Here is a 26,157-nt window from a genome sequence, read left to right as displayed (position 1 = left end):
TCACTCCACCCTGTCAAGGCCACCTATTTCGCCGTCCGGTCCGTCGCTCAGGAGATCGTATCCGTCCGGATCCTTCCTTCCGGGACAGGTGAGCCGGAGCGGCCTGCCCCACGCGTCGACCGGGTCGATCGCGAGGTATCCCTCGCGCTTCAGCTCTTCCAGGGAACCCGGGCACCGCCGCTCGTGATCGGCGCGGTACAGGGTGATCGCCCCGTGGACGACGGACAACGTAGCGCGGGTCGACCGAATTCCCACGAGGCGCCGCTCGCGCGCGCCGAGGAGCAGCAGGAGGACCACCATCGCGAGGCCCGCGGCGAAGGGCCTCACCCGCGCCATGCCGGTCCGCCGGAAGAGCCCGCCGCCGCGCTCCCAGGGGAAGAAGATCGTGCTCTCTCGCTTCCTGCGCCGCCCCATAGCCGCCTACCCGACGAAGCTCGACATCTGGATGAGCGGCATGAGGATGGATATCGCGATGAACGCGACCGCGCCGCCCATGATGACGATCATCAGCGGCTCGAGCAGGCTCGTGAGCACCTGGACGCGGGTCTCCACGGCGGAGTCGTAGGCATTGGCGACGTTCTCCAGCATCGCCTCCAGCTGCCCGCTCCTCTCGCCGATGGCGATCATGTGGGTGACGATCGGCGGGAACCGGCCGCTCCGCTTCAGCGGCTCGGCGATGCTCTGGCCCTCGCGGATCGACGCGATGGCGTCGATGATGACCTTCTCCAGGGCGGCGTTGCCGAGCACGCTCCGAACGATGTCCATCGCGCTGAGGAGCGCGACGCCCGACGACAGCAGGGTCGCGAGGGTCCGCGCGAAGCGCGCGATGGACAGCATCTGGATGAGCTTGCCGAAGATGGGCGCCTGCAGCACGAACGTGTCCCACGCGAGGCGGCCCTTCGGCGTCCGCACCCAGCGGCGGAACCCGTACACCGCGCCCACGAGCGCGAGGAGGACGAGCCACCAGTAGCTCGAGGCGAACGCCGACGTGCCGATGAGCGCCGCCGTGTACCAGGGCAGCGCCTGGTCCATGGACGCGAAGATGCCGGTCACGTTCGGCACGACCGCGACCATGAGGACCGAGATGAGCCCGATGCCGATGAGCGCCATCAGCGCGGGGTAGGCGAGGGCGGCGGTCACCTTGCCGACGAGCTTCGCCTGGTTCTCCATGAAGACGGTCAGGCGGGTCAGCACGCCCTCGAGCGTGCCGGACGCCTCGCCGGCGCGCACCATGCTCACGTAGAGCGGCGGGAAGACCGAGGGGTGCGCCTCGAGGGCCTTGGCGAAGCTCGTGCCTTCGCGCACCTGCTCGCGCACCTGCGTGAGCACCCTCTTCAGCGACTCCTTCTCGACCTGCTCGATGAGCGCGTTGAGCGACTCGAAGAGCGGGATGCCGGCGCCGATGAGCGTCGCGAGCTGGCGGGTCGTCACGGCGACGTCCGACGTCGAGGGGCGGCCCGCGAAGGCGAAGATCTTGAGATCGCGCTTCGCCTTCGCCTTCGCGGCCTGCTCCTCGGTCGCGCCGGTGAGCATGATGCCGTCCTTGCGCAGGGCGGCCCGGAGGGCCTTCGCGTTCTCCGCGTCGCGGACCCCTTTGACCGGCTTGCCGGTGCCGACGAGGATGCCTCTGTATTCGAATACCGCCACGGCCTTCCCTACTCGTCGACGATGACGTCTTCCTGCGTCGCCGCGAGGACCTCCTCGACGGTGGTGATGCCCTTGAGCACCTTGCGCGCCCCGTCATCCCGGAGCGTATCCATCCCCTGGGAGATGGCGACCCGCTTGATGGTCTGCGCGTCCGCGCTCTTCAGGATGTGCGGACCCACGGCGTCGTCGACGACCATCAGCTCGTAGATGCCCCGCCGGCCGATGAAGCCCTTCTGGTTGCAGGCGTCGCAGCCCCCGGGCTTGTAGAACACGGCCCGGTCGATGTCCTGACCGATGTAGTCGTATTTCTGTCCGTGCACGCTGTAGCGGACCGAGACCTTCCGCCGCGCCTTCCAGGCGAGCCGGTCCTCGTCGAGGCCGAGCTGCTGGAGCTCGTAATCGGAGGGGCGGTAGGCGACCTTGCACGCCGGGCACAGCAGGCGCACGAGGCGCTGGGCGAGGATGCCGATCACGCTGCTCCGCACGAGGAACGGCTCGATCTCCATCTCGACGAGGCGGGTCACGGCGGCGGCCGCGTCGTTCGTGTGGAGGGTCGAGAGCACCAGGTGGCCGGTCAGCGACGCGTGGATGGCGATCTCGGCGGTCTCCTTGTCGCGGATCTCGCCGACCATGATCACGTCCGGATCCTGGCGGAGGAACGCGCGGAGCGCCGAGGCGAAGGTGAGCCCGATCCCGGGGTGGACGTGGATCTGGTGGATGCCGCCGATCTCGTACTCGACCGGGTCCTCGGCCGTGAGGATGTTCCGGCTGGGCTCGTTGATCCGGTTGAGGCAGGCGTAGAGCGTCGTCGTCTTGCCGCTGCCGGTCGGGCCCGTGACGAGGATGATGCCGTCCGGCCGCTGGATGAGCGCGTCCATGATGGCGTACTCGCGCGGCGCGAAGCCGAGGTCGTCGAGCCCGAGCAGGACCGACGCCTTGTGCAGGATGCGCATCACGATCCGCTCGAAGCCGCGGCTCGTCGGCACGGTCGAGACGCGGATGTCGACGCTCTTGCCGGCGATCTTCAGCGTGATGCGGCCGTCCTGCGGGAGCCGCTTCTCGGCGATGTTGAGCGCCGCCATGATCTTCACGCGGGCGATGATCGGCGCCATGAACTGCTTCGAGGCGCGCTTCGCGACGTAGAGCTCGCCGTCGATCCGGTAGCGGACGACGACGTCGCGCTCCTCGGGCTCGATGTGGATGTCGCTCGCCCGCTCGCGGACCGCCTGCGCGAAGAGGCCGTTGACCCAGGCGATGATCGGGGCGTCGTCGTCCGAGTCGATGATGTCGACGAGGTTGTCCTCCTCGAGCGCCGTGTCGCCCTCGAGCTTCGCGCCGCCGTCCTCCTTGCGCTCCCAGATGCGGTTGATCGCGTTCAGCACCGCGTCGGTCGTGGCGACCGCGATCTCGACGGGCTTGCCGAACAGCGCCCGCACGTCGTCGATCGCCGTCGTGTCGAGGGGGTCGGCGACGGCGCAGTAGACGACCCCGTCGTGCTCGGCGAGCGGCAGGATCTTGTGCTGCTTGGCGTAGGTGATCGGCACCCGGCTCGCGAGCTCGAGCGGCACCGCGTCGATGTCGATGCGCGGGAGGAGGCCGAGCTCGCACTCCTCCGCGAGCGCCTTGGCGATGCTCGCCTCGTCGGCGATGTTGGACGAGACGATGAGCTCCACGAGCGACTGACCGCGCTCGCGGACGGTGTCGTAGAGCGGCACGAGCCGCTCCGCGGGGACGACGCCCCGCCGGACCAGGATCTCGCCGAGGTACTGCTGCTGCAGGCTCATTCCACGCGCTCCATCTGCCGTCCGCCCGGCGGCCGCCGCGTGGGCCGCGACGGCGGGGCGCCGTTCGGCGGCGGCGGCAGCTGGGCCGGCTCGCCCTCCATGTCGGCCGCGCCGGGCTGCATCGACGCGGCGCCGGTCGGCCTGCCGCCGAACGTCGGCAGGCCGACCGGATCCACCGGCGCGTGCTCGCGCGGCCCCTTCGGGCGCGCCTCCTCCTCGAGGCGCGCCCGCTCCTCCTCGGCCAGCATCGACTGGCGGATGTCCTCGAGGAGCCCGTTCGCGCGGCCGAAGTCGCGCGGCGGCTCCCACGCGGCGCTCTCGCTGAAGACGAAGTAGCGGTCGATGAACTCCTGCCGCTCCTGCATCTTGCGCTCGAAGATGGTCCGGAGGTCGTCCTGATCGCGGATCACGTAGGGCGTCAGCACGAGGAGGAGGTTCGTCTTCGTCTTGGTCTTGACCCGCTGCCGGAAGAGGAACCCGAGCACCGGGATGTCGCCCAGCACGGGGATCTTCGTCTCCGAGGTGGTCATCCCGTCGCGCATGAGGCCGCCGATCACGACGGTCTGCTGGTCCCGGACGACGAGCGTGGTGCTCGCGGTGCGCTTGTTGATGGGGATCGCCCCGAGCGCGCCCTCGAGGGGGGCGCCGGCGTCGGAGATCTCCTCGGAGAGCTCCAGCCGCACCTGGTCCGAGTCGTTGACGTGGGGGACGACCTTGATCTTCGTGCCGACGTCCTGGCGCGCGGCGGCGCCGCCGCCGAGGCCGCCGAGGCCGCCGAGCAGGCCGCCGAGCGCGCCGAGCCCGCCCGCCGCGCCCGCGCCGCCCGCCAGGCTCGCGAGCTGGTTGAGCCCGCCGCCGCCCACGTTGGTCTGGAGCGGGATGTTCTGGCCGATCGAGATCTCGGCCGGCACGTTGTCGGTCGCGAGGATGTGCGGCGTCGCGAGGACGTTGGAGTCGCCGTCCTGGGCCAGCGCGTGGAGGACGACGCCGAACGCGGGGATCGAGATGCCCGTCCCGAGGATGTTGTTCGAGCCCGTGATCGCGGGGCCCTTGATGCCCAGCGCGAGCGCGCCGAGCTGCGCCGGCAGGCCGATGACGGACTGGCGGATGTTGTTGCCGCCGTAGACGACGCTGTCGTCCGGGTTGAGGCCGTTGAACGGCGCGCCGGCGTGGTAGCCGATGCCGAAATCGAGCGAGCGGCTGACGTTCACGTCCATGATCACGGCCTCGATGAACACCTGCCGCCGCGGCTCGTCGAGCTGGTCGATCACGGTGCGCAGCTGGGCGTAATCGTGGGGCGACGACGTGATGAGGAGCTTGTTGCTCGCCTCGTCGCAGGTGACCTTGACCTGCCCCTCGAAGATGTCGTCGGTCGAGCCCGGCACCGGGGGGGCGGCGCGCGCGCCCGGCCTGCCGCCCACGGGCGCGCCGCCGCCGGTCCCGCCGCCGAGGATCTGGTTCAGCGTCGCCGACAGCTCCTTGCAGCCGGCGTGCTGGAGCGAGAGCACGTGGACCTGCCCCTCGCCCGTCTGCGGCACGTCGAGGCGCTTCAGGATGCCGAGGACGCGCAGGTAGTCCGGCTCGGTGGCGGTGATGACGAGGGAGTTGGTCCTGTCGTCCGCGATGATGCGGGCGCCGGTGCCGCCGGCGCCGCCCCTGCCGGGCCTGCCGCCGCCCGCCGCGCCCCTGCTCGGGTCGACGATCTCGTTCAGCTTGGTCGCGACCTCCGCCGCGGAGCCGTAATGAACGGGCTGCACCCAGAGCTGATCGCCGGCGCCGCCGACGTCGATCTCCTCGACGATCCGGAGCATGCGCTGGATGTTCGATCCGGTGTCCGTGATGATGAGCAGGTTGCCGGGCGGGTAGACGGTGACGTCGCCGTCCTTCGATTTGAACTTGCTCAGGACGCCGCCCGCCTCGTTGGCGTCGATATGGGACAGCCGGTACATGCGGGTGACGAACCGGTCCTCCGCGGGCACGGGCGCGGCGGTCCCGTACACGGGCGTCGTCTCCGACACCGAGCCCGGCGTCTCCACGATCTTGAGGAAGCGGCCGTGGGGGATGACGGTGAGATCGTTCGACGCGAGGATCGACAGGAACGCGCTGTACGCCTCGGCGACGGTCACCTTCTCCGGCGCGTACACCGTGGCCTTGATCTGCCGGAGCTTGCCGCCGTAGATGAAGCGGCGCCCCGTGATGTTGCTGATGGCCTTCACGAGCTCGGGGAGGTCGGCCTCGTCGAGGTTGAAGCTGACCTTGTAGCCGCCGGGCTTCGGCTTGAACTCGATCTCCTGGACCCCCTGCTTGACCGCGGCGAGCGGGTCGTCCCCGGCGTCGCCTGGCGCGGCTGCGCCCGGCGCGCCGGCCGGCGGAGCGCCTGCGGCCGGCGCGCCCGGCGCGGGGCGGGCGGGCGGCGGGACCTGGCCGGGGGTCCGCAGCACGGGGGCGCCGCGGTTCGCGGGCTGCGCTGCGGCGGGCGGCGCCGCGGCGGCGAGCACGAGCGCCGCCACCGGCGCGGCGAGGAGCCTCCTCCGGAGGCAGCAGGATCGCTCGAGGGTCGTCATCACCATCAGTCGACTCGATATTCTCTGCGTTGGTGGGTAGGGGAGGCGGCGCCGTTCAGTCGGCGTTCAGTCGGCGTTCAGTCGGCGTTCGGCGCGCTTTCGCGCGCGGCCGGCGAGGGGGGCCGCGGCCGCTTCGAGCGAGGGGTCTTGCCCAGGGCGGTCTTGCTCGCGCCGGCGGCGGCCTCGCTGTCGGCCTCCTCCGTCGCGTCCGTCGCGGACTCTTTGTCGTGGGGCGGCAGGACGGCCTTGGCGACCGACACGAGGACGAGGCTCATGACTCCGACGAACGTGAGCGAGCCGAGGACGAACGTGCCGATCACCATCAGCGTCCGCCGGAGCAGGCTCCCCTCGTTCAGCGTCCGTATCCATCGCGCCATGCCGCTACCCTGCTTTCGTCCCTGGATTCAGTCCGGAGCGCTCACTTGATGTTGAAGTCGATGTTCATCGGCTTGCCCTTGCGGTTGATGCTCACCGTGAGCCGGTCCGCCGTCCGGAGCCGCGCGTAGGCCTCGAGGGCCTTCTGCGGATCGCTCATCTCAAACCCGTTGATGCTGGACAGCCGATCTCCGTTCTCCAGCCCGAGCGTCCCCAGCAGAGAGTCCGGGCGAATCCCGAAGAGACGGATGCCCACCACCTTGTCTCCCTCCTTCTCGGGGACGATACGCGCGGAGCGCATCAGCTCGCCCTGGTTCTCCAGGATGTGGTCGACGGCGCTGCGCTCCACGTTGAACTCGTTCTCGCTCACGCGCTGGATCTTCGAGGCGAGCTCCGGCGGGATCTTCTTGCCGCCGCGGGCGGCGGGCTTCGGCGCCGCGCTCGTCGACGTCGTCGGGGGCGCCGGCGCCGGCGCGGCGCGGGCGACGGTGCTGTTGCGGCCCACGACGGCCTGGCAGCGCGAGCTGCCGGACGTCAGCCAGACCCGATCCCACCCCACGTAGTAAACGGTCTGCCCGCTGATCTCATCCCCTTGCCGGCGCAAGATCGCCTTGCCGTCCGAGCCGGCCATGGCCGCGAACGACCACTCGGGATCGTCGGCCTGCGTGATGAGCAGGACGCGGGCGCCGTCGCAGGAGGGGTCCGCGTACGGATCCTTGTTGTTGGGCAGCTCGTGCGGGACGCTCGGGATCTCGACCGGCTTGCCGTCGAGCGGCCCCGTCACCGAGTCGAACGGGTTGCGCGAGAGGATCGCCGCGGCGCTCGTCGTGTGGTCCGTGCTGCTCGCGGTCGACCCGAACGACGCCGGGCGCGTCGGAGGGCTGGGCGGCGCCGGCGGCGCGTCGATCGCGACGCTCGAGAGCACGAGCTGGCCCATGCCCGACGCCTGGAAGTAGGCGGCGAGCGCGATCAGCGCGCCCAGCACCCAGGGAAAATACCGCTTCAGGATCGCGTCGATGCCCATGCGCCCATCCTCCTCTAGGCGAGTTTCATGCCAGCGGTCAACCGCCGGTGGTTTCCCGCGTCTTCACGAAATTTCGGGAGCTGTCCCGCCAAGGTGACGCGCCCCAGCCGCGTCGGACGGCCTTCGTTGCCAAAGTGACAAATGGATCTTCGCGGGGCGCCGGCGCACGGGAGCGCGCCGTGTCCGCGGGACGGCGCGCGCGGCGTCACTCCAGCTCGCCGAGCTTTCGGTAGATGGTGCGCGTGGAGATGCCGAGCAACTGCGCGGCCACGGATTTGTCCCCGCGGGCGTGGCGGAGCGTCTCGCGGATGAGCCTGCGCTCGACCTCGTCGAGGGGCGTGCCGACCGAGAAGGTGAGCGAGCTCGGCTCGGCGGGGGCCGCCTCGCGGATGAAGTCGGGCAGGTCGTCGACGGAGAGCTGGTCGCCGCGGCAGAGGACCACGGCGCGCTCGATCACGTTCTCGAGCTCGCGGACGTTGCCCGGCCACGTGTAGTCGGTCAGGCGCGCGAGCACGTCGCGCGGCGCCTCCAGGCGGGGGCGGTTGTTCTTCGTGCAGTAGACGCCGAGGAAGTGGTCGACGAGGAGCGGGATGTCCTCGCGGCGGGTCCGGAGCGGGGGTGCCGTGATCGCGATCACGTTGAGCCGGTAGAACAGGTCCTCGCGGAAGCGTCCGGCGGCGACCTCGGCGCGGAGGTCCTTGTTGGTGGCCGCGACCACGCGCACGTCGGCGCGCACCGTGTCGCCGCCGACGGGCTCGTACTCGCCCTCCTGCAGCACGCGGAGGAGCTTCACCTGCACGGCGGGCGAGAGCTCGCCGATCTCGTCGAGGAACAGCGTGCCGCCGGCCGCCTTGGCGAAGCGGCCGTCGCGCTTCGCCAGGGCGCCGGTGAACGCGCCGCGCTCGTGGCCGAAGAGCTCGGCCTCGAGGATGGTCTCCGGGATGGCCGCGCAGTTGACCGCGACGAACGGCCCGCGCGATCGCGCGCTGCGCTCGTGGATGAAGCGCGCGAGCAGCTCCTTGCCGGTGCCGCTCTCGCCGAGCACGAGCACCGTGGCGCTCGAGGGCGCCGCCTGGGTCGCGATGTCGAGCACGCGGCGGAGCGTCGGGCTCGATCCGACGATCTCGCGCTTCGTGAGCAGCTTGATCTCCTGCCGGAGCGAGCGGTTCTCGGCGACGAGCGACTGGCGCTCGGCCGCCTTGCGCACGCTCTTGATGATCGTCATCCGCTTGAGCGGCTTCTCCACGAAGTCGTAGGCGCCCTCGCGCATGGCCTGGACCGCGGTCTCGACGGTCCCGTAGGCCGTCATCATCACGACCTCGGTGTCGGGCGCGAGCTGCTTCAGCGCGCGGAGCAGCTCGAGGCCGCTGACGCCCGGCATCATCAGGTCGGTCAGGACGACCTCGACGCGGCGGCTGCGCACGATCTCCAGCGCCGCCTTCGCGCTGTCCGCCGTGATGACGCGCATGCCGTCGCGCTGGAAGATCTTCTCGATGGAGGCGACGTTCGACGGCTCGTCGTCGACCACGAGGACCGTCGGCGCGCCGGGCGGCGGCGCGGCGGGGCCAGCGGGCGGCGCGCTCGGAGGGACTTGTGCCAGATCGTCAGCCATGCGCCACTGTGTCACAGGCGCCAGCGGCATGTCCAGGAGAGCACGGGTCTGACAAAGTCCGATCCGGCGCCTGACAAACTGACACGCCGCCGTGGTCCCCGCGCGCCGCCCGCGAAGATCGCGGGATCGGTCAGCGGATGAGCTTCGACAGCTGCTTGAAGTCGTCCGTCCCGGCGATCCTGAGCCAGTCGAAGACGACGGTCTCCGCGGTGGTGATGGTGGCGCCTGCGGCGCGGCAGAGGTCGAGGCCGGCGAGCCGGTGGTCGTCGCGGCGGGAGGCGACGCCGTCGAGCGGCACCTGGACGAGGACGCCGCGCGCGGCGAGGTCGCGCACGGTCTGGAAGACGCAGACGTGCGCCTCCACGCCGACGACGATGGCGGCGCGGGGCGCGCGCCCGGTCGACGTGCGCAGCACGCGCTCGAACTCGGGGGAGCCGCACGCGGAGAACTCCATCTTGGGGACGACGGGCGCGCCCGCCTGGGCGAGCCGCTCGGCGATGGGCGCGATGGTCGGGCCGAGGCCCGCGGGGTACTGCTCGGTGGCGATGACCGCCGCGCCGAGCCGCCGCGCCGCCTCGATCAGCACCGTGGCCGCGCGGGTGAGCGCGTCCATCTGGGGCGCCGGCATCGCGGCGGCGAGCTTCTCTTGCACGTCGACGACGATGACCGCGCTGTCTGCGGGCTCGATCCTTTGCATGGCGGCTACCTCGTGGCCCGGAAGCTCCGGAGGAACCGGAGCAGGTCGCTCCGCAGGTCGAAGCGGAGGAGCGCCTCGCCGATCAGCGCGCCGCCGTCTCCGACGAGCACGCCGGGCAGGACGGTCATCGACGCCATGAGATTGCCGGGGCGCACGGTCTTCCGGCCGGCGAACGCGCAGCGGCGGCCGTCGTTGGCGGTGAACTCGAAGGAGTAGGGCAGGGTGCCGGTGCGCGCGACGTCGAGGCCGAGCCGCCCCGAGAGGTAGCGGTGGTCGGCGAAGCCCTCGGCGTCGATCTCGCCCTCGATCTCGACCTCGGGCTTGCGCAGGAAGGCGAGGAGGCCGCGCGAGCGCGCGCGGATCGTGAACGACATGGGCCGCTCGTCGGAGGGCGAGTCGACCAGGTGGAAGCTCCCGGCCATGGTCTCGCAGAACTCGAAGCCGCGCATCACGCCTCCGGGGGCGCGCCGCGGGGCGGCGCCGGCAGCGGCGGGGCGGCGGTCGCCTCGGTGAAGTCCTCCGGCGGGAGCACGAGCCGCTCGACCCGGCGGCCCGAGGCGAGGGCGTCGACGATCTCCGGGACGTCGGCGGGGGTCACGCGGCCGTAGAAGTAGCCGTCCGGCTCCACGGCGATGACGGGGCCCGCCCAGCAGACGTCGAGGCAGCTCGCGGAGCAGGCGCGCGCCTCGACCTTCGCGAGGCCCCGCTCGGCGAGCGCGGCCTTGAGCTGCACGTGGATGCCCTCGGCGCCGCGCTGAGCGCAGGAGCCCTTGGGAATGCCGTCCGGGCGGCGGTTGACGCAGACGAAGAGGTAGCGCTTTCGCTGGGGCACGAGGCGGATCCTCGTGCGTCGCGGGGGCCAGGTCAAGCTGGGGAGGGGGAGGCGGGGGAGGGGGAGGGGGAGGCGAGGAGGGCGAGGCGAGGGAGGGGAGCGAGCCGCGAGGCTGCTCTGGAGATGCACGGGGCGCGACGAGGCCCTCGGAAGGCCATGCTCCGGCGGCAACAGCGCCGGGGAGCGCACCGGAAGGCGGTGATGCGGCTGCGGGGGAGGTTCGGACGGCTCCGGACGCGATTCGCCCGCGGCGGAGGGCGGCGGGAGCGGTTCGGAATGCTGTGTGCCGCGGGAACATCGCGTTTCTCGGCGGCAGCGCGGCGATTGGGCGGATGTGTGCGGCGCAGACCGCAGCGTATATGGTGACCGTCGCCATGGATGTCGTCTCAAACTGCGCGTTGCCGGTTGCTTCGGTCGTCTGGCAGCCACGCCCCGCCATGTGGATGCTCACCGTCGTCTGCAAAGCGACGTTCCTGCTGCGCCCGGGCGAGGCTGCGCTGGCAAGAGAGCAGGAGCCGCCGCACGAGGACGATCAGCACTGGCACAACGATGCTCGCCGGAGCCTTCGTGCCGCCTGCGATCTCATCCCCGTCAAGCCCTGGGCCGACGTCGTGCTGGTCGGGCACGCGTTCGCGCCCGGTGGGGAACCCATGCGTTCGCTGATCGCCCGGCTCAGCGTGGGCGAGGTGGACAAGTCGATCGCGGTGTTCTGTGATCGCGCGTTTGGTCATGACGGCACGATCTATGAGGGGCAAAAATTCTCGAGGATGCCGCTGCTCTACGAGCGCGCCGCGGGAGGGCCAGATACGGTCAATCCTGTCGGGTTGCGCCCTGGGATGCAGGACGCGCAGGGAAGGTTCATGGTTCCGAACCTCCAGCCCCCCGGCGTGAAGGTCACATCCCGTTCTGATTTCATTGCTCCGATCGGCTTTGGTCCGCTGGCGCCGACGTGGCCGTCGAGGCGCGAGAAGCTGGGCCGCAAGGGGGCACCGGGATCGCTGCGAGACTGGTACAAGCAGCCGCTTCCGGAAGACGTCGACTTCTCGTGCTTCAATCACGCGCCGCAGGACCAGCAGATCAAGGAGCTGCGCGAGGACGCGCGGATCGCGCTCGAGAACCTCCACGCAGAGCACCCGCGCCTCGTCACGAGCCTGCCCGGCGTCCGGCCGCGCGCGGTGCTCGAGCGCGCCATGGGGGCGGCGCAGCCGCTCACGTTTCGCTGCGACACGCTGTGGATCGACACGGATAGGTCCGTGTGCATGTTGACGTGGCGCGCACAGGTCCCGATCGAGCACCCGCAGGAGCGGGGGCGAGTGCTCGTCGAGCTCGCGCCGGAGGGGGCGGGCGCCGGCTGGCCCGGGGGAGCGATGGGGCGCGCACCGGTGGCGTCGCAGCCGCGGGGGGGCGAGGTCGCCGAGACGGCCGTTCCGCTGGCGCCGTCGCCCGAGGCGGAGAGCGTCGTGGGGACGATGGCTCCGGGAATTGTCCCGCCGGCCGACATGGTGCTCCCGTTTGCGCCATCAGGTCATGCGCCGCATGCGCCGAGCTTCGGCGCACCTCCGGCGCAGAGCTCGCCGCGGCCGCCATCCCAGTCCTCGTCCGGCTGGGGCGGCGCTGCGCCGCCTGCCGTGTCCGCGCCGCCGGGCTCCGTGCCGCCGGGCTCCGTGCCGCCGGGCTCCGTGCCGCCGGGTTCCGCGCCGTCGCTCAGCCAGTCGTCGCCGTCATGGGTGATGGGAGCTCCGCCCGCCCCGCCGCCGCCTCCGTCCCGCCGAACGCGCACGGGCAGCGAGGATTCGGACGTCTTCTTTGCTCCGACGCCACCACCGCCACCGAGGGTCGTGGCTCCTGTGCCGGTGGACGCGATCCCTCCGGCGCGCGAGAGCAACCCATGGGCGGCCGAGCAGCGCAGCGGCCACCCGGCTCCCCCCATGACGGTAGGGCAGCTCGCAGCGCACGTGGTGAGCCCCGAGGTCAGCAAGGTCGAGCCAGCGTCGGCTGCGCGCTCCGCGCCGGCAGCGATGTCGCGCCTCGAGGTGGGCACAGCGCTGCAGTTCATCTGGTACGACCCCGAGGAGGTGCCGCGGATACGGCGGAAGCCTGCGTTTCAGCAGATCCTGCGCGGGCTCGAGGACAAGCCGCTCGATGCGGAGGTCGACGATCCGGCGATCGTCAGGGATCCGATGGCGGTCGAGGACCGGCGCGAGGTCTTCGAGGTGCTCACGCGCGGGGAGGCGGCGGAAGAGGCGGAGCTGAGCAGAGCGCTGGAGCGGGCGGTCCGCGAGGACGGGAAGTTCGTGCCGCCGCTGGCCTTGCTCGCTGGCGAGCTGCACTTCCCGTTCGACGAGCTCGAGCGGCTGAAGGCGACGATGACGACGGCGGCCACGTTCGCGGCCGGGGACGAGGTGCTGAGCGCCGCCGTCGAGGAGGCGAGGGGCTTCCTCAGCATGCCGCACCTGCTGAGCCCGTCGGCGGTGACCGAGGGGTTCACCAAGCGGATCGAGGACGCCTTCGCGCGGGTGAAGCGCTCGGTGCCGCAGGGATACCTCGGGGAGCAGGCAGAGCGGGTGCTCCTGGAGAGGCGATGCTACCAGCAGCGCGCGGTGTTCGGGGCGGTGCATCTCCGCGCGCTGCTGCAGGTGGACGGCTCGTCGAGACCCGTGCCCGCGTACCTGCCCGAGGATCTGGCGAAGAAGCTGCCGATGCAGGCGCGGTTCAGGGCAAAGCTGATCGCGACGCTCGAGCTGCAGGAGGATCAGTACGAGATGCACCCGGCGGCGCTGAGGGTGACGGCGCTGGGGAGGTTGATGGCGGCGCCGCGAGCGTGACGGGCGGGCGTGCAGCCGTAGCGAGGTGGAGGCCGGTATGTCGAAGGGGGATCATGTCTTCAACAACATCGTTTCCAAGATGAACGGCGCGTTCGAGGCCGGGTTCATCGTCTATGCGCGCGACAAGCTCGCCAGCGGCTCGGCTGGCACGGCTCAGCTCGGCGCCCTCATCCATAGCAGAGCGGCGCGGGACGATTGGATGCGCCGACACATGCGGCGGACTTCGAGCCTCCTGACGGCGTTCCTCGAGGATGCGGCCCTGAGGGACTTGAGAGAATCGCTTCAGACGGCGACCTATCTCGGCGGAGACGCCAACAACGACACCTACTCGATGTACGCGCAGGAGTTCCAGGACGCCGTGGTCCGCCTGTTCGCGAAGATCGCGCGCACTCGATCCTATGCCAGCGAGGGCGACCTCACGCCCGACATCACGCGCATCCGGAGGGCGTTCTTTCATATGACACGCGCGGCGGAGGACCCTGGCGCGCTCCGGAGGTTGCTCGATCAGACCCAGGGAAACGCGCGAGAGCGGGCGAGGGTGGAGGCGGCGGTCCACGCCGTCCGCGCGCGGCTGGAGTCGGCGTGGGGAGCCTGCGAACGCATCTTCAGGACGGCGGCCGCGGAGCTCCTGCGGCTGCCCAGGAGCTAATCGCGTCACCGCGCGGCCGGCCGCAGAGCGCTGCGTCACCTCGACAGGGAGCCGATCCGGGCTCGGCCTGCCCGTGCTGTTCCATCCACCGAGCCGCGGGCGATGATTCCCTCATGGAAATCGGGGCGGCTGCTGCATCGTTTCTCGTTGCGCACACCCGTTTTCTTGTTTCGATGGCGGCGGCGGATCGCATACCATTCGATCGCGCCGGTGAGCCTGGCACGGGGTGAGGGAGGTCCTCGCCAGCTGAACGAAGGAGAGCCCGCCGATGAGCCTCGAGGTGACCTTTGCGTGTGGCGAGGGCCCGCTCTCCGTGCGCCGTTTCTCGGTGCAGGAGGCGGTATCGAGCCTGTTCACCGTCTCGGTCCTCGCAGGATCCGAGAACCCCGCCATCGACCTGGAGGCGCTCATCGGCAGGCCGGCGCGCTTGCGCGTGATCGGCGGCGTGTCTCATGCTGGCGCAGGTACCCGCCTCTGGACAGGCATATGCAGCTATGTCGAGCAGGTCCACGCGGTACAGCCGACCAGCGGTCAGACGGCCATATCCAGCTACCACGTGCGCATCGTTCCGGATCTCTGGCTGCTCACCCAGCGCCGCAACTATCGTATTTACCAGCACCTCACGATCCCGGACATCTCCGACAGGCTGCTCGCAGAGTGGAAGCTTTCGCCCGTCTGGCAGATCGATCGAGGCCGCTATCCCAAGCTCGAGTACAGGGTCCAGTACGGCGAGAGCGACTACGCCTTCCTGTGCCGCCTCTGGGAGGAGGCCGGGATAGCGTTCACCTTCCCCGATGACGAGGGCGCAGGCTCTCGGCTCACGCTGAGCGATCACCTGCACCAGAATCCGCTGCGCGAGGGGGCGCCGCTGACCTACGCGGACAACCCCAGCCAACCCCTCGACCAGCAGTTCGTCGCCAACGTTCAGCTCTCGCACGAGGTCCGCCCGGGGGCTTACACGATCCGCGACCATGATCTTCGCCGCCCGGCGTTTCCCCTCCTCGGCGAGGCTCAGAGCGCGCCCGCGCCCGAGGACAAGTACGAGCAGTACCACTACCAGCCGGGCGCCTTCTTGATCCACGCGGACAAGGGCGGCGGCACGCCGGCCGCGGACGACAAGGGGGCCACGCGTCACGAGCAGGCCTACGGCGCGCGGCTGGCCGAGCGGGCGCTCGGCGCCGAGCGCGTCGATCGCCGCGCGATCTCCTTCGAGACGAACACGATCGACCTCTGGCCCGGCGTCGTCTTCAGCGTCGATGGCCATCCGCACCCCGAGATCGCCGACGGTACGCGGCTGCTCGTCACCGAATTCTCGCTCGACGGCACCCCTGGCGAGGAGTGGTCGATGTCGGGCCGCGCCCTCTTCACGGATGCACCCTACCTGCCTCCGTTCCGCACCCCCAGGCCTCGCGTCGAAGGCGCGCAGTGCGCCACGGTCGTGGGCCGCGCGGGGCAGGAGATACACACCGACGAGTTCGGTCGGGTCCGCGTCCAATTTCCCTGGGACCGCGAGGGGCGTCACGACGACGCGAGCTCGTGCTGGATCCGCGTGAGCCAGGGCTGGGCCGGCACGGGCTACGGGATGATCGTCATCCCCCGCGTCGGCCAGGAGGTCCTCGTCGGCTTCCTGGAGGGGGATCCCGATCAGCCGATCGTCGTCGGGCGCGTCTTCAACGCCACCCAGCAGGTCCCTTACAAGCTCCCGGAGCACAGGACGAGGAGCACATGGAAGAGCGACTCGTCGCAGGGCGGCGGCGGATTCAACGAGATCATGTTCGAGGACCAGAAGGGGCAGGAGCTCGTCTGGGAGCAGGCCGAGAAGAATCGCCGCCGGCTCGTCAAGAACGACGAGACGATCACCATCGGTCACGATCGCCAGCTGCTGGTGAAGAACGACGAGCACGCGCGCACGCTCGGCAACCTGAAGGTCCATGTCGGCAAGGATCAAGACATCGTCATCAAGCAGGAGAAGCGCGAGCGCGTGGAGGGCAACAGCCACCTTCGCGTCCGGGGGAAGCGCAACCAGAAGATCGACGGATCGCACTCGCTGATCGTGGGCGGAGATCGCCACGAGGTGGTGGGCAAGAGCCACGCCCTCGCGGCGGCCGAGGAGATCCACGTCGCCGCCGGTACGGCGCTGGTCATCGAGGCGTCGAGGGACCTGACGCTCAAGGGCCCGGGCGGGTTCATCCGCATCGACGCGAGCGGCATCACCATCCGGGGCACCGTCGTGCGCATCAACAGCGGCGGCTCGCCCGGCAGCGGCAAGGGCGCGAGCCCCGAGGAGCCGGCCGAGGCGACGGATGCCATCACGGACGACGTGAGCCGGACGTTGATAGGGCAGTGATCGGCGCTGGATGGTCCACGATCGAACGTTCGCGAGACGAGAGGAGAGGAGGGGAGAGATGCCTCCGGCAGCACGGATCACCGACATGCACACTTGCCCGATGGTCGAGCCCGGACCGGTCCCGCACGTCGGCGGCCCGGTCCTGAGGGGGGAGGGGACCGTCCTGATCGGCTTCCAGCCCGCCGCGCGTGTCGGCGACAGCGTCAAGTGCGTCCCTGCGATCGACAGCATCTCGTCGGGCGAGCCCACGGTGCTCATCGGCCACAAGGATGCGGCGCGGATGGGGGATCCCACGTCGCACGGCGGGGTGATCGTGAAGGGGTGTCCGACGGTGCTCATCGGCTCGAGCCCTCAGGCGGAGACATTGAGGACCGACAAGCCGTTCTGCGAGGACTGCGAGCGCAAGCGCAAGGAGCGCGAGGCCCGCCGCAAGCGGGGGAAACGCTGATGCCGGCGCCGCGCTGCATCGTCGAGGTCCGGTGGGGGAAGCTCGCGGGCACGAAGGTTCCCATCGACCCCGGCGATACGCTCCGGGTCGGGCGCGGGGACATGGCGCAGCTCGCGGTGCGGCACGATCCCAGGCTCTCGGCGGTGCACTTCGAGCTGGCCTGGGACGGCGCGCGCTGCGCGCTCCGGGACCTGCGGAGCGCGACGGGCACGCAGCTCAACGGCGAGCCGGTGGCCGAAGCCGAGGTGGAGCACGGGGCCTGGATCCGCGCTGGCGAAGCCGATTTCATGGTCCATTTCGAGGCGCACACGCCGCCGCCCGACGAGGAAGAAGACGCGGTCGACGAGGACGAGCGGCGCCGTCGAGCGAGGCGCCGGGGGCTCGCGGAGCGAGCGCTGGAGAGGCTGCGGGACGAGTCCTCGCGTGTCCCTCTGTACGCGGTCCTCGACGCCGCCCGTGACGACCGGATCCTGGAGCTCTTGCGAGAGTCGGTGGAGCGCCACCAGTCGCTCTACGAGGGGACCCCCGGCGAGCCTCTGGAGGACGTTGCGCCGTACCTGGCCGGCCCCATGGATTCGAGCTCGACGCTGCTGTCGCGGCTGGTGCTCGAGGGCTGGGGGAGGCGCTGGGGGATCTACTGCACGAGCCGAGCGCCCTTTCGCGAGGTCCGACGGCACTTCCGCCGGTTCCTGATGGTGGAGCTGGAGACGTCGGGCGAGCGCGTGTACTTCAGGTTTTACGATCCCGGCGTGATGGGCGTCTTCGCGCCCACGTGCACGCCGCTGCAGATCGAGGAGATGCTGGGCGAGAGCGAGCGCATCCTCTACGAGGTCCCCGATCACGGCCTCGCGAGCATCGACGCCGAGCTCGCGACGGCCAAGCGGTCCGCCAGGGCGGCGGAGACGGCGGATGCGCCGCCCGAGGGATGACCAGATGCCCACCCTCAAGCTGACCCTCTCTTCCCGAGAAGACTCGCTGGTCGTGCATCGGTTTGCGGTCCACGAGGCCGTCTCGATGCCGTTCTCGATCTCGGTCTGGGCCCGCTCGCCGGATCCAGCCGTGGACCTCGGGGGCATCGTCGGCCGTCCGGGGACCTTCCACGCCGACGCCGGCTACGGCTTCGCGCACCGGCCGGGCGGCCGCACGTGGAGCGGCCTGGTAAGCCGCGCCGAGCAGGTCCACGCCGTCAAGACCGCGGCCGGCCAGCAGAACGTCTCCACGTACCATTTCCGCCTGGTCCCGGCCCTCTGGCAGCTCACGCAGCGGCGCAACCAGCGCATTTACCAGCACCTTTCCATTCCCGACATCATCGACCGCCTCCTCGGCGAGTGGCGTATCCAAGCGGTGTGGAGGATCGATCGCGGGCGCTATCCGAAGCTTGAAATCAAGGTTCAGTACGCCGAGACCGATTACCTGTTCCTGAGCCGCCTGCTCGAGGAAGCGGGGATCGCCTTCACGTTCGCGGACGACCAGGGGCATGCCGCCGCGCCGATCTTCAGCGACCGCCTGGAAGCGAACCCACCCCGGTCGGCGCCCCCGATCCTCTATCTTGGCGACGTGAGCGAGGGCGCCGGACGGGAGTTCGTCACCGGCGTGCGTCTCAGCCGCGAGGTCCGTCCTGGTGCCGTGAGTGTACGAGACCATGATTTCCGGCGTCCGATGTTCTCGCTGGCGGCGAGCGCCAGGACGGCCTCTGCTGAAGATCGCTACGAGCAATACCGGTACCGGCCCGGCGCGTTTCTCGTGGAGACCGGCAAGCCGGCTGGCAGCCCGGTCGCCGACGACCAGGGGTTCGCCCGCCATGACGCCGGAGTTGGAGACGAGCTCGTAGAGCGCGAGCTCCACGGCGAGCGCGTGGGCGTCCACGGTATCGGCTATGAAACGAACGCCTTCGACATCATCCCCGGCGTCGTCTTCTCGGTCGACGGCCACCCGCATCCCGAGCTGCCCGCGGCCCGCCGGCTCCTCGTCGTCGAGAGCGCTTTCGAGGGCACACCTGACGGCGAGTGGACGCTCTGCGGCCAGGCGGTCTTCGCCGATTCACCGTATCGCCCGCCGCGGCGCGCTCCGAAGCCGGTCGTCCATGGCTTCCAGAGCGCCGTGGTCGTGGGGCCGCGTGGCCAGGAGATCCACACGGACGAGTTCGGCCGCGTCCGCGTGCAGCTCGCGTGGGACCGCGAAGGGCAGAAGGACGAGCACAGCTCCTGCTGGATGCGCGTGCATCAAGGATGGGGCGGCGCCGGCTGGGGCATGATCGCGCTTCCGCGCGTTGGACAGGAGGTCCTCGTCACGTTCCTTCAGGGCGACCCCGATCAGCCCGTCGTCATCGGCCGCACCTACAACGCGGTCCAGAGCGCCCCGTACGCGCTGCCCGAGCACCGCACCCGGAGCACATGGAAGAGCGACTCCTCGCCGGGAGCGGGAGGGTTCAACGAGGTGATGCTCGAGGACCTGAAGGGCAAGGAGCTCGTCTGGCAGCAGGCGCAGAGAGACCGGAAGCGGCTGGTCAAGAACGACGAGCAGGGCACGGTGGGTCATGACCGGCAGAAGCTCGTCAAGAACGATGAGTCCGAGCGGGTCGACGGCCACGCCAAGCGAGCGGTGAGCAAGGACGTGGATGCCGTCACGGGGGGCGACAGGCGGGAGCGGATCGAGGGGAGCTGCCACCTGGAAGTGCGCGCGAGCTACCGGGAGGAGGTTCGAGGAACGCAGTCGTGCACCGTTGATCAAGGTCAACAGGAGCGCGTTGGCGGCCGCCATGCGCTGCGCGCGGCGAAGAAGATCCACGTCGTCGGCGAGGACTTCGTGGGTGAAGGCGCGGACGACGTGACGATCCGCGGGCCGGGCGGGTTCATCCGGCTGGATACGGCGGGGGTCACCATCAAGGGGACGCTCGTCAAGATCAACGTGAGCGGCTCACCCGGGAAGGGTGGGGGAGCGCACCCGGGGGCGCCGGAGGAGCCGGTGGGGGTGGACTCCGATGAACCCTAGGACCAGTCTCCCCCGTCTCGAGGGATCAGACCACCCGACCTGGATTGGGATGCCAGCCATGAAGATCAGCTCGCAGCAGGTAGCGATGATGCGTGAGGCGATGCTTCGGCAATTCCTGTCCAGGATGATCGAGGATCTCGCGCGCGATGGGTGCTTCATCGACGAGGAGAACGCGCGGATCCGAACGGAAGAAGCCATGTCGTTCGGGCTCGTCGACGAGGAGTCCGTGCGAATGTACGTCGATTGCTGCCTGAGGCTGGAGCGCCGCGGGTTCGATGTCGTCAAGCTGCAGAGGGTGGCAGGCGCCGCTGATCTCGATCGTGATCACAAGCTGATCGCTCTGAGGATGCTGGTCGATCGAATCGAGGGCCGTAGCAAAAAAGGTGAACCCTATGTGTAACAGCGACGGCGTGAACGAGCCGACCAGCGCGTGCAGAGAGTGTCCGTGCGCAGGGAGCTACACTTCACACATCGAGGGCCTCGGGGCGATCCCGTCGTACTCCGGGGAGATCCCCTCTCCGTTCGGGGTCGTCTGGGCGGCTCCTTCGGACGTGGAGGAAATATTCGTCATCACCAATACAAGGCTCAGAAGCTGGGTTCGTGAGGCGTCGGCGTACAACGGAGTTCCTCACGAGCTCGCCGCCGTCATCTTGCAGCAGGAGAACGGCCCGAACGCGACGGGTGTCCAGAAGGTGCTCCAGTTCGGGGAGCGCTCGCTGACCACCTTCTCGGCGATCGTCGACGAGGTGCTGTTCGACGTCGTCCCCGATAAAGTGGCTGGGAGCTCGTCGGGGATCGCCAACCTCTCCAGAGCAACGCTGCGGGACGCGGTCAGGTATATAGAGACCACCTACTGCCGCCCGATCATCCCCGAATCTGCGAGGAGGCGACTGCTGGGCTGGAATCAGGACTCGAGGATCGCCGGAGATGACGTCAAGGCCGACTTGTACTACATGACGGGTCATCTGCGGCAGCTCATCGACAGGGTTACTGGGAGGCTGTGTCATCGAGGTGCCTTGACGCCACAGGAGGTGGAGGCGGTCGCGGCTGCGTACAACGGATCCGGCCCGCTGGCCCAGAAGTACGGACAGGACGCGATGAAGCGCTTCGAGAACGCGTCCACGGGTATTGAGCCGCTCTACTTCTACGAGAGGTAGCGCCGGCCGTCCTCCACGGCGTTTCTCATACTCCCGGGGTGAGCTCTTTGAGGTAGCGCCGCTCGATGACGGTAAACACCGTGTCCGAGCCGGGGTGGACCCGCACCACGATGCGCCACGCGTCGTAACACGGGCCAGGACCGTACTTGCACCGAAACGACGAGGAAGAGATGATCGCCTCTGGGCGCCCATCGTCGTCGACGTCCTCGAAGTCCAGGCTCGCGTAGTCGGCGCCAAAGCTGTCGCCGATCTTGACGGATTCGTCGGAGCATCGGACGGGGGTGAACGCGGTGAAGCGCTGCGCCGCGCCCAGCCGCTCCTCGACGAAGCAGATGTCGTCCGCGGCATACGGGCTGGCCGCCATCCCCTCGAGCGCGCCGATCCCTTTCAGGAGGACAAGCACGGTCGCGGCGAGGACGAGCGGCAGCGCTAGGTAGACGAGCTTGCGTGACATCTGATTGATTCAGAGATGGTCATGGGCTTGCCGGGGATCACGTGGCGTGTGCTCACGTCTCAGGCGAACGACCTCGGGGAAGACCCACGCCGTGCTCATGCGGCGCGAGACGGCGCTCGAGCCGATACTCCCCCTCGATGAGCGCACCGATCATGCAGCCTGCCACGCTACGGTCTTTCCGGACTCGTCGCAACGGTCCGAACGGCTCGCCCGAGGCAGCCGTTTTCGTTGTGTTCACCCTGAGCTCTCGCCGCGACCTGCCGGCCTGCGCGGCTCATCGAGCTCATCCGCTCACGTCGATGGGTCGCGCTCGGTGGGGCTGCCTCGCGGCCCACCTCTCGGCCTCCGACGTCGGCGCAAGCTGGGCCGTCTCGGCCCTCAGGTCGCGGCGGCGCCCTGCGCGTGCTGCGCGCGCTGCCGGCGGCGCGCCAGGGTCACGATCCCGATCGGCGCCACGACGAGCGCCACCGCCAGACCGAATGCCGCCATCGCGAGCCCCGCGAGGCTCGCGAGCGCGAGCCAGAGCACGTCGAGCGCCGCCGGGCTGGAACCAGACGAAGAGCGCTCGTCGACGCGCATCTCCCTGCGCAGCTCGCCGACCTCTCGATCGAGCAGCTCCTCGAACGGCCGGCCGTACAGGCTCTCGCTGCGGCGGCCGCGGAAGAACGCGCGGACCGTCCGGCGCGGGGCCGAGAGCAGCCCCGCGAAGAGGCCGCCCAGGTTGAGCTGCCAGGCCGCCACGAAGCCCTTGCAGCCGGCGCCGAGCTCCCAGGCCGAGATCTCGAACTCGCCGATCGCGTTCGTGTCGTAGCCCGTCAGCACGTGGTGCAGGTCGTGGTAACGCACCGCGCGCACGCGCGCCCGGGTGTTCGGGAACGGAACGGGGAGCGGACCGAGCTTGAAGTCGACCCACGCGTCGCCGTACCCGCCGTCCGCGCCGAAGCGGTTCACCTCGAAGTAGAGCGCCCGCGCCTCCCGCATCGTGAGGCCTTCGTCGTAATGCACCAGAGCCATGGCACCACCCTCGTTCGATGACTTCAGTCACTGACCATGGTCATTCTTCGCGCTCGTTATGTCAAGGAGATCTCCGCTTGACGTGGAGGCATCCGCGGCAACAGATTGCCCGGTCGATGAGCAAGGTCATCATTCCAGGCGCGACGAAACGCCGGAAGCGAGCCACGGCGCCGCGAGCGCCGGTCGTGTCGGCGCCGGTCGCATCGGCGCCGATCGCGCCGGCGCCGGAGCGCGGCGGGCGCGCCCAGCAGAAGCTCGACACCCGGCGGCGGATCCGGGACGCCGCGTGGGCGCTCTTCACCGAGCTCGGGTACGACGGCACGACGACCAAGGCGGTGGCCGAGCGCGCGGAGGTCGCGACGGGGACGGTGTTCGTGCACGCGCGCGACAAGCCCGACCTGCTCATGATGGTGATGCACGACCGGCTCGCGGCCGCGGTCGACGCGGCGTTCGAGGCGCTGCCGCGCAAAGAGCCCCTGCTCCCTCAGCTGCTCCACGTGTTCCAGCGGCTGTTCGCGATGTACGGCGAGCAGCCGCTCGTCTCGCAGGCGTTCGTGAAGGCGTTCCCCGGCGCGTCGGGGCCGAACGGAGAGCGGCTGAACGCGCTCACGTTCGCGTTCCTGCACCGCATCGCGGGCCTCGTTCGCGACGCGCAGGCGCGCGGCGAGGTCGCGGGCGACATCGACCCGCTCGCCGCGGCGCACAACATCTTCGCCCTCTACTTCGCGGCGCTCCTGTCCTGGCTCAGCGGCTTCGTGACGCTCGGCGCGGCGCTGGATCCCGTGCTGAAGAGCTCCCTCGCCCTCCAGCTCCGAGGGCTCCGGGCGTGAGGCGCCGGCGGTCCAACGTCAGCGCGCGTCAGCGTGCGCCGTACCGGGGGTCGCCGGCGCGGAGCGCGGCGAGCACCTCGGCGTGGACGCGCGGGTCACCGGCGGCCACGACGTCACCGGCGCTCGCGGCGTCGAGCGGGCGCCCTTCCCAGTCCGTCATGACCCCGCCGGCGCCGGTGATCACCGGGACGAGCGCCGCGAAATCGTGGAGCTTGAGGCCGTACTCGACGACCACGTCGATGCTGCCGCTCGCCACGAGGCCATACTGGTAACAATCGCCGCCGTAGCTCACGAGCTTGGCCTGGGACGCGACCTCCCCGAAGGCGCGGGTCTTCGCCGGGGGGAAGTACTGCGGGCCCGTGGTGGAGAGGCGCGCGAGCGAAAGCCCCGCGCACGCGCGGACGCGCGCCGGCTCGCCGTTCCAGAGCGTCGGCCGGCCCAGCACGCCGAGCCAGCGATCGCCGAGGACGGGCTGGTCGATGACGCCGAGCACCGGCCGGCCCCGGTGCAGCAGCGCGATGAGCGTGCCGAAGAGCGGCTTGCCCGTGATGAACGCCTTCGTCCCGTCGATGGGATCGAGCACCCACACGAGCTCCGCCCCCTCGTCCTGGCGGCCGAACTCCTCTCCCACGATCCCGTGGCCCGGGGCGCGCGCGGCGAGGAGCTCGCGTATCGCCGCCTCGGCCTCGCGGTCGGCGACCGTGACAGGGCTCGCGTCCGCCTTGTCGTCGGCCTCGATGCCCTTGCGAAAATAGCGCCGGATCACGGCGCCGCTGGCGTCCGCGAGCCGCTCTGCCAGCTCGACCAGGTCCTGGGAAGGGGTCATCGTCTCCTCCGTGGGCCCTCGAGGCGAGCCTCACCGCGCGATCCCCTACGCGCGCCGCCCGCTCACGGCAACCACGTCGCCTCGCAGCGCCCCGGAGCGAGCTCCGCATCGGGCCGCATCAGGCCGCGTCGCCCACGCGGGCGCCCGGCGACAGGCTCGCTCGGAGATACGCGCCCAGCGTGTCCGTGCCCCGCGCGCCCTCCGGGTGGAAGTCGGCCAGCACCGGCCCGTTGTGGGGCATGTCCCCCAGCACGTCGAGCGTCACGTCGACGCCCGCCTCGCGGGCGCGCCGCGCGAGCTCCTGGCCCTCGTCGTGGAGGCGCTCGGCGCCGCCGACCTGGATGAACAGCGAGGCGAGCCCGTCGAGGCGCGCGTGGAGCGGCGACAGCCGGGGATCGTCCAGCGGGGTCGCGCCCGCGAAATCGCGCGCCTGGCGCAGGAGGCCCTCCCGGGTGCCGTAATCGGTCGCGTCGTTCGCGCGCGCCGAGGCGCTGCTCGAGGTGAGGTCGAGCCAGGGGGAGATGAGCGCGGCGCAGCGCGCCTGTGCGCCGCGGTCGCGCAGCGCGAGCTGCGTGACGAGCGCGAGGTTGCCAAGCCCCAGCTCGGGCGCGCGGGCCCCCGGCGGGCGCGTTCGGTCGTGGTCTCCACGAACGCGAGGCCGAACATCTTCAGCAGGCGAAGCTTCATGCCGGCCATCGTAGCGGACGCCTCCCGCGATCGCGGCGGCCTGTGCCCGCGCCGGTCCGAGCGCCGCGCCGTCGCCCCTCTCGGCGAGGTGCGCCGCGGCCCGCGTCAGCGCTTGCGGCGCGCGTCAGCGCTTCTTCCGCGGATCGCCACGGAGGATGGGATACGCCATCAGCAGGCTCAGCCAGACCACCAGGAACTTCGGGTCGGTCAGCGTCTCGAACGGGATCTCGAAGCGCTCGCTCGCGGCCGCGGCCTCCACCTTGCGCTGCTGCGCCTGCGCCACCGCGGGGCTCACGACCTCGATCCGCCTCCCGCCGCTCACGGCGCCCGTGCCGCCGGCCGCGGGCATCTTCGGCAGCAGGGTCCCCTCGGCGATCGCCTTCTCCTCGGGCGTCCGCTCCATCCTGAGATCCGGGTCGATGAGCACCGCCGCCGGCTCGAGCCCCTCGGGGCGCTCGGCGCCGCCCGGCTCCGCTGTCGCGACCCGCGCGTCCTCTTTCTCCGGTCGATCCACCGGGACGAAGCGCGGCGCGACCTCGCGCGGCTTCCGAGCGCGGAGCTCGACGGTCACCCGGGTCGGGATGTACAGGCGCTGCGCCTCCTCGATCGGGACCACGGTGTCGTTGGCGGAGGCCGGCGGCCCGCCCGCGAGCTCGGGCACCTTCGCGCGCGCCGCGTCGATCGCCGCCTGCTCCGCGGCCATCGCGGCCTTGCAGCTCGGAAGGGACGGATCGAAGTCGAGGCCGACGGCGCTGGCGCCCCCCTTCCTCCGCTCCCGGGGCGGCGTGCACTCCTCGTGGATGCGCTCCGCGACCTCGTCGTCCTCCCGGTGCAGGAGCGCGAGCGGGATCTCCTTGCGATCGTCGATGCCGTTCGCGACCTCCGGCCGGGCCACGAAGCGGTACCGCACGCGGAGCGCGAGGGTGCGGTGCCCCGCGGCGTCGACGACGGTCACGGCCTCCTTGGCGAAGCTGTCCGTGGTCGCGCCCTGGACCTCGCGCCGGCTCACCATCACCCGGGACCTCCGCAGCCCCGTGAACACCGAACGCGTCTGCGTCCGCACGCGCTCGAGGATCTTGAAATCGCTCGTCCCGGTCGGGACGTAGACATAGCCGTCGAACTGGAGCACGGCGGGCGGACGCTTCACGTCCCGATCGGCCGTCTTGCCCCGATCGCCGCACCCCGCGAGCGCCAGCACCCCGGCCAGCACGCCGGTTGCCGGGAGAACACGGAGTACTGCACGGAGAAGTGCTACCACAACAGATCTCCACGACGGCGAGGGTACAACGCCGGTGAATCTAGCTCCGGCGACCTGATGAAGAAACCCTTACCCACCGGAAAAGCCGGGCAAGGATGCGGGGATCGCGCACAGCGACCTGAACGTGACGACCCGG

Annotated in this window: 24 protein-coding genes and 1 pseudogene; 9 read left to right on the top strand and 16 right to left on the bottom strand. The window is 70.3% G+C overall.

What is annotated here, in order from left to right:
- From ACSRUE_RS02395 to ACSRUE_RS02350, 10 genes are all read right to left on the bottom strand, one after another.
- Positions 1 to 414, bottom strand: coding sequence for a type II secretion system protein GspG (locus tag ACSRUE_RS02395; protein ID WP_437762468.1), 414 nt, complete (start codon positions 412 to 414; stop codon positions 1 to 3).
- Between the two features lie 6 nt (positions 415 to 420).
- A complete protein-coding gene (gene gspF / locus ACSRUE_RS02390) occupies positions 421 to 1,647 on the bottom strand; it encodes a type II secretion system inner membrane protein GspF (protein WP_437762467.1) in 1,227 nt (408 codons plus the stop codon).
- Between the two features lie 8 nt (positions 1,648 to 1,655).
- Complete coding sequence (gene gspE / locus ACSRUE_RS02385) at positions 1,656 to 3,431, bottom strand: type II secretion system ATPase GspE (protein ID WP_441289599.1); 1,776 nt, start codon at positions 3,429 to 3,431, stop codon at positions 1,656 to 1,658.
- Positions 3,428 to 6,001: a type II secretion system secretin GspD gene (gspD, locus tag ACSRUE_RS02380; protein WP_441289598.1), complete on the bottom strand. Its 2,574-nt coding sequence runs from the start codon at positions 5,999 to 6,001 to the stop codon at positions 3,428 to 3,430. The genes gspE and gspD overlap by 4 nt, the downstream gene beginning before the upstream one ends.
- A 71-nt stretch (positions 6,002 to 6,072) precedes the next feature.
- Positions 6,073 to 6,372, bottom strand: a complete 300-nt coding sequence (locus tag ACSRUE_RS02375; RefSeq protein ID WP_437762464.1) for a hypothetical protein — start codon at positions 6,370 to 6,372, stop codon at positions 6,073 to 6,075.
- A 41-nt stretch (positions 6,373 to 6,413) separates the two neighbouring features.
- On the bottom strand, positions 6,414 to 7,394 hold the full coding sequence (gspC, locus tag ACSRUE_RS02370) for a type II secretion system protein GspC (protein ID WP_441289597.1): 981 nt from the start codon (positions 7,392 to 7,394) through the stop codon (positions 6,414 to 6,416).
- Positions 7,395 to 7,599: 205 nt separating this feature from the next.
- Positions 7,600 to 9,006, bottom strand: a complete 1,407-nt coding sequence (locus tag ACSRUE_RS02365; protein WP_437762462.1) for a sigma-54-dependent transcriptional regulator — start codon at positions 9,004 to 9,006, stop codon at positions 7,600 to 7,602.
- A 130-nt stretch (positions 9,007 to 9,136) separates the two neighbouring features.
- Positions 9,137 to 9,703 carry an isochorismatase family protein gene (locus tag ACSRUE_RS02360; RefSeq protein ID WP_441289596.1) on the bottom strand — a complete coding sequence of 189 codons (567 nt, stop codon included), beginning with the start codon at positions 9,701 to 9,703 and terminating at the stop codon, positions 9,137 to 9,139.
- A gap of 5 nt (positions 9,704 to 9,708) precedes the next feature.
- Positions 9,709 to 10,152, bottom strand: coding sequence for a hypothetical protein (locus tag ACSRUE_RS02355; RefSeq protein WP_441289595.1), 444 nt, complete (start codon positions 10,150 to 10,152; stop codon positions 9,709 to 9,711).
- Positions 10,152 to 10,535, bottom strand: a complete 384-nt coding sequence (locus ACSRUE_RS02350) for a (2Fe-2S) ferredoxin domain-containing protein (RefSeq protein WP_441289594.1) — start codon at positions 10,533 to 10,535, stop codon at positions 10,152 to 10,154. Before ACSRUE_RS02350 ends, ACSRUE_RS02355 begins: the two co-directional genes overlap by 1 nt.
- A 374-nt stretch (positions 10,536 to 10,909) precedes the next feature.
- Between ACSRUE_RS02350 and ACSRUE_RS02345 the strand changes: the two genes are divergently transcribed.
- The 8 genes from ACSRUE_RS02345 (at position 10,910) to ACSRUE_RS02310 (ending at position 20,952) form a co-directional block, all read left to right on the top strand.
- Positions 10,910 to 13,360, top strand: a complete 2,451-nt coding sequence (locus ACSRUE_RS02345; RefSeq protein ID WP_441289593.1) for a DUF2169 domain-containing protein — start codon at positions 10,910 to 10,912, stop codon at positions 13,358 to 13,360.
- A 37-nt stretch (positions 13,361 to 13,397) separates the two neighbouring features.
- Positions 13,398 to 14,009, top strand: coding sequence for a hypothetical protein (locus tag ACSRUE_RS02340; RefSeq protein WP_441289592.1), 612 nt, complete (start codon positions 13,398 to 13,400; stop codon positions 14,007 to 14,009).
- A gap of 268 nt (positions 14,010 to 14,277) precedes the next feature.
- Positions 14,278 to 16,356 carry a type VI secretion system Vgr family protein gene (locus tag ACSRUE_RS02335; protein ID WP_441289591.1) on the top strand — a complete coding sequence of 693 codons (2,079 nt, stop codon included), beginning with the start codon at positions 14,278 to 14,280 and terminating at the stop codon, positions 16,354 to 16,356.
- A 58-nt stretch (positions 16,357 to 16,414) separates the two neighbouring features.
- A complete protein-coding gene (locus tag ACSRUE_RS02330) occupies positions 16,415 to 16,804 on the top strand; it encodes a PAAR domain-containing protein (RefSeq protein ID WP_437762455.1) in 390 nt (129 codons plus the stop codon).
- The gene (locus tag ACSRUE_RS02325) at positions 16,804 to 17,733 is read left to right on the top strand and encodes a DUF4123 domain-containing protein (protein WP_441289590.1); all 930 of its coding nucleotides are present in this window, start codon (positions 16,804 to 16,806) and stop codon (positions 17,731 to 17,733) included. The genes ACSRUE_RS02330 and ACSRUE_RS02325 overlap by 1 nt, the downstream gene beginning before the upstream one ends.
- A gap of 4 nt (positions 17,734 to 17,737) precedes the next feature.
- On the top strand, positions 17,738 to 19,795 hold the full coding sequence (locus tag ACSRUE_RS02320; protein WP_441289589.1) for a type VI secretion system Vgr family protein: 2,058 nt from the start codon (positions 17,738 to 17,740) through the stop codon (positions 19,793 to 19,795).
- Between the two features lie 58 nt (positions 19,796 to 19,853).
- Positions 19,854 to 20,195 carry a hypothetical protein gene (locus ACSRUE_RS02315; protein WP_437762452.1) on the top strand — a complete coding sequence of 114 codons (342 nt, stop codon included), beginning with the start codon at positions 19,854 to 19,856 and terminating at the stop codon, positions 20,193 to 20,195.
- A gap of 10 nt (positions 20,196 to 20,205) precedes the next feature.
- Positions 20,206 to 20,952, top strand: a complete 747-nt coding sequence (locus ACSRUE_RS02310) for a hypothetical protein (RefSeq protein WP_437943690.1) — start codon at positions 20,206 to 20,208, stop codon at positions 20,950 to 20,952.
- A 25-nt stretch (positions 20,953 to 20,977) separates the two neighbouring features.
- Here ACSRUE_RS02310 and ACSRUE_RS02305 read toward each other — a convergent pair whose 3' ends face one another.
- Positions 20,978 to 21,406 (bottom strand): hypothetical protein, encoded by a 429-nt coding sequence (locus ACSRUE_RS02305; protein WP_437762450.1) that lies wholly within the window; start codon positions 21,404 to 21,406, stop codon positions 20,978 to 20,980.
- Positions 21,407 to 21,784: 378 nt separating this feature from the next.
- Positions 21,785 to 22,420 (bottom strand): hypothetical protein, encoded by a 636-nt coding sequence (locus ACSRUE_RS02300; protein ID WP_441289588.1) that lies wholly within the window; start codon positions 22,418 to 22,420, stop codon positions 21,785 to 21,787.
- A gap of 116 nt (positions 22,421 to 22,536) precedes the next feature.
- Here ACSRUE_RS02300 and ACSRUE_RS02295 point away from each other — a divergent pair, with 116 nt between their 5' ends.
- A complete protein-coding gene (locus tag ACSRUE_RS02295) occupies positions 22,537 to 23,250 on the top strand; it encodes a TetR/AcrR family transcriptional regulator (protein WP_441289587.1) in 714 nt (237 codons plus the stop codon).
- Between the two features lie 28 nt (positions 23,251 to 23,278).
- Here the strand turns inward: ACSRUE_RS02295 and hisN are convergent, their stop codons facing one another.
- The 4 genes and pseudogenes from hisN to ACSRUE_RS02275 form a co-directional block, all read right to left on the bottom strand.
- On the bottom strand, positions 23,279 to 24,076 hold the full coding sequence (gene hisN, locus ACSRUE_RS02290; RefSeq protein WP_437762447.1) for a histidinol-phosphatase: 798 nt from the start codon (positions 24,074 to 24,076) through the stop codon (positions 23,279 to 23,281).
- A gap of 118 nt (positions 24,077 to 24,194) precedes the next feature.
- Positions 24,195 to 24,341, bottom strand: coding sequence for a hypothetical protein (locus ACSRUE_RS02285; protein WP_441289586.1), 147 nt, complete (start codon positions 24,339 to 24,341; stop codon positions 24,195 to 24,197).
- Between the two features lie 24 nt (positions 24,342 to 24,365).
- Positions 24,366 to 24,638, bottom strand: a pseudogene (locus ACSRUE_RS02280) (alpha/beta hydrolase fold domain-containing protein); the annotation flags it as partial.
- Positions 24,639 to 24,887: 249 nt separating this feature from the next.
- Positions 24,888 to 25,973, bottom strand: coding sequence for a hypothetical protein (locus ACSRUE_RS02275; RefSeq protein WP_441289585.1), 1,086 nt, complete (start codon positions 25,971 to 25,973; stop codon positions 24,888 to 24,890).
- Positions 25,974 to 26,157: the final 184 nt, after the last annotated feature.

It is taken from the genome of Sorangium sp. KYC3313 (assembly GCF_052075895.1).
In the GTDB taxonomy this organism is placed as follows: Bacteria; Myxococcota_A; Polyangia; order Polyangiales; family Polyangiaceae; genus Sorangium; species Sorangium cellulosum_B.
The sequence above is the reverse complement of the archived record's forward strand: the minus strand, read 5'-3'. Positions and strand labels throughout refer to the sequence as shown.

Bases quoted from the DNA above. Each gene is read 5' to 3' on its own strand.
- hisN (WP_437762447.1), bottom strand. From the start codon at position 24,076: ATGACCCCTTCCCAGGACCTGGTCGAGCTGGCAGAGCGGCTCGCGGAC.
- ACSRUE_RS02395 (WP_437762468.1), bottom strand. From the start codon at position 414: ATGGGGCGGCGCAGGAAGCGAGAGAGCACGATCTTCTTCCCCTGGGAG.
- gspE (WP_441289599.1), bottom strand. From the start codon at position 3,431: ATGAGCCTGCAGCAGCAGTACCTCGGCGAGATCCTGGTCCGGCGGGGC.
- gspD (WP_441289598.1), bottom strand. From the start codon at position 6,001: ATGGTGATGACGACCCTCGAGCGATCCTGCTGCCTCCGGAGGAGGCTC.
- ACSRUE_RS02320 (WP_441289589.1), top strand. From the start codon at position 17,738: ATGCCCACCCTCAAGCTGACCCTCTCTTCCCGAGAAGACTCGCTGGTC.
- ACSRUE_RS02335 (WP_441289591.1), top strand. From the start codon at position 14,278: ATGAGCCTCGAGGTGACCTTTGCGTGTGGCGAGGGCCCGCTCTCCGTG.
- ACSRUE_RS02355 (WP_441289595.1), bottom strand. From the start codon at position 10,152: ATGCGCGGCTTCGAGTTCTGCGAGACCATGGCCGGGAGCTTCCACCTG.
- ACSRUE_RS02345 (WP_441289593.1), top strand. From the start codon at position 10,910: ATGGATGTCGTCTCAAACTGCGCGTTGCCGGTTGCTTCGGTCGTCTGG.
- ACSRUE_RS02360 (WP_441289596.1), bottom strand. From the start codon at position 9,703: ATGCAAAGGATCGAGCCCGCAGACAGCGCGGTCATCGTCGTCGACGTG.
- ACSRUE_RS02325 (WP_441289590.1), top strand. From the start codon at position 16,804: ATGCCGGCGCCGCGCTGCATCGTCGAGGTCCGGTGGGGGAAGCTCGCG.
- ACSRUE_RS02365 (WP_437762462.1), bottom strand. From the start codon at position 9,006: ATGGCTGACGATCTGGCACAAGTCCCTCCGAGCGCGCCGCCCGCTGGC.
- ACSRUE_RS02330 (WP_437762455.1), top strand. From the start codon at position 16,415: ATGCCTCCGGCAGCACGGATCACCGACATGCACACTTGCCCGATGGTC.
- ACSRUE_RS02305 (WP_437762450.1), bottom strand. From the start codon at position 21,406: ATGTCACGCAAGCTCGTCTACCTAGCGCTGCCGCTCGTCCTCGCCGCG.
- gspC (WP_441289597.1), bottom strand. From the start codon at position 7,394: ATGGGCATCGACGCGATCCTGAAGCGGTATTTTCCCTGGGTGCTGGGC.
- ACSRUE_RS02300 (WP_441289588.1), bottom strand. From the start codon at position 22,420: ATGGCTCTGGTGCATTACGACGAAGGCCTCACGATGCGGGAGGCGCGG.
- ACSRUE_RS02295 (WP_441289587.1), top strand. From the start codon at position 22,537: ATGAGCAAGGTCATCATTCCAGGCGCGACGAAACGCCGGAAGCGAGCC.
- ACSRUE_RS02315 (WP_437762452.1), top strand. From the start codon at position 19,854: ATGAAGATCAGCTCGCAGCAGGTAGCGATGATGCGTGAGGCGATGCTT.
- ACSRUE_RS02375 (WP_437762464.1), bottom strand. From the start codon at position 6,372: ATGGCGCGATGGATACGGACGCTGAACGAGGGGAGCCTGCTCCGGCGG.
- ACSRUE_RS02340 (WP_441289592.1), top strand. From the start codon at position 13,398: ATGTCGAAGGGGGATCATGTCTTCAACAACATCGTTTCCAAGATGAAC.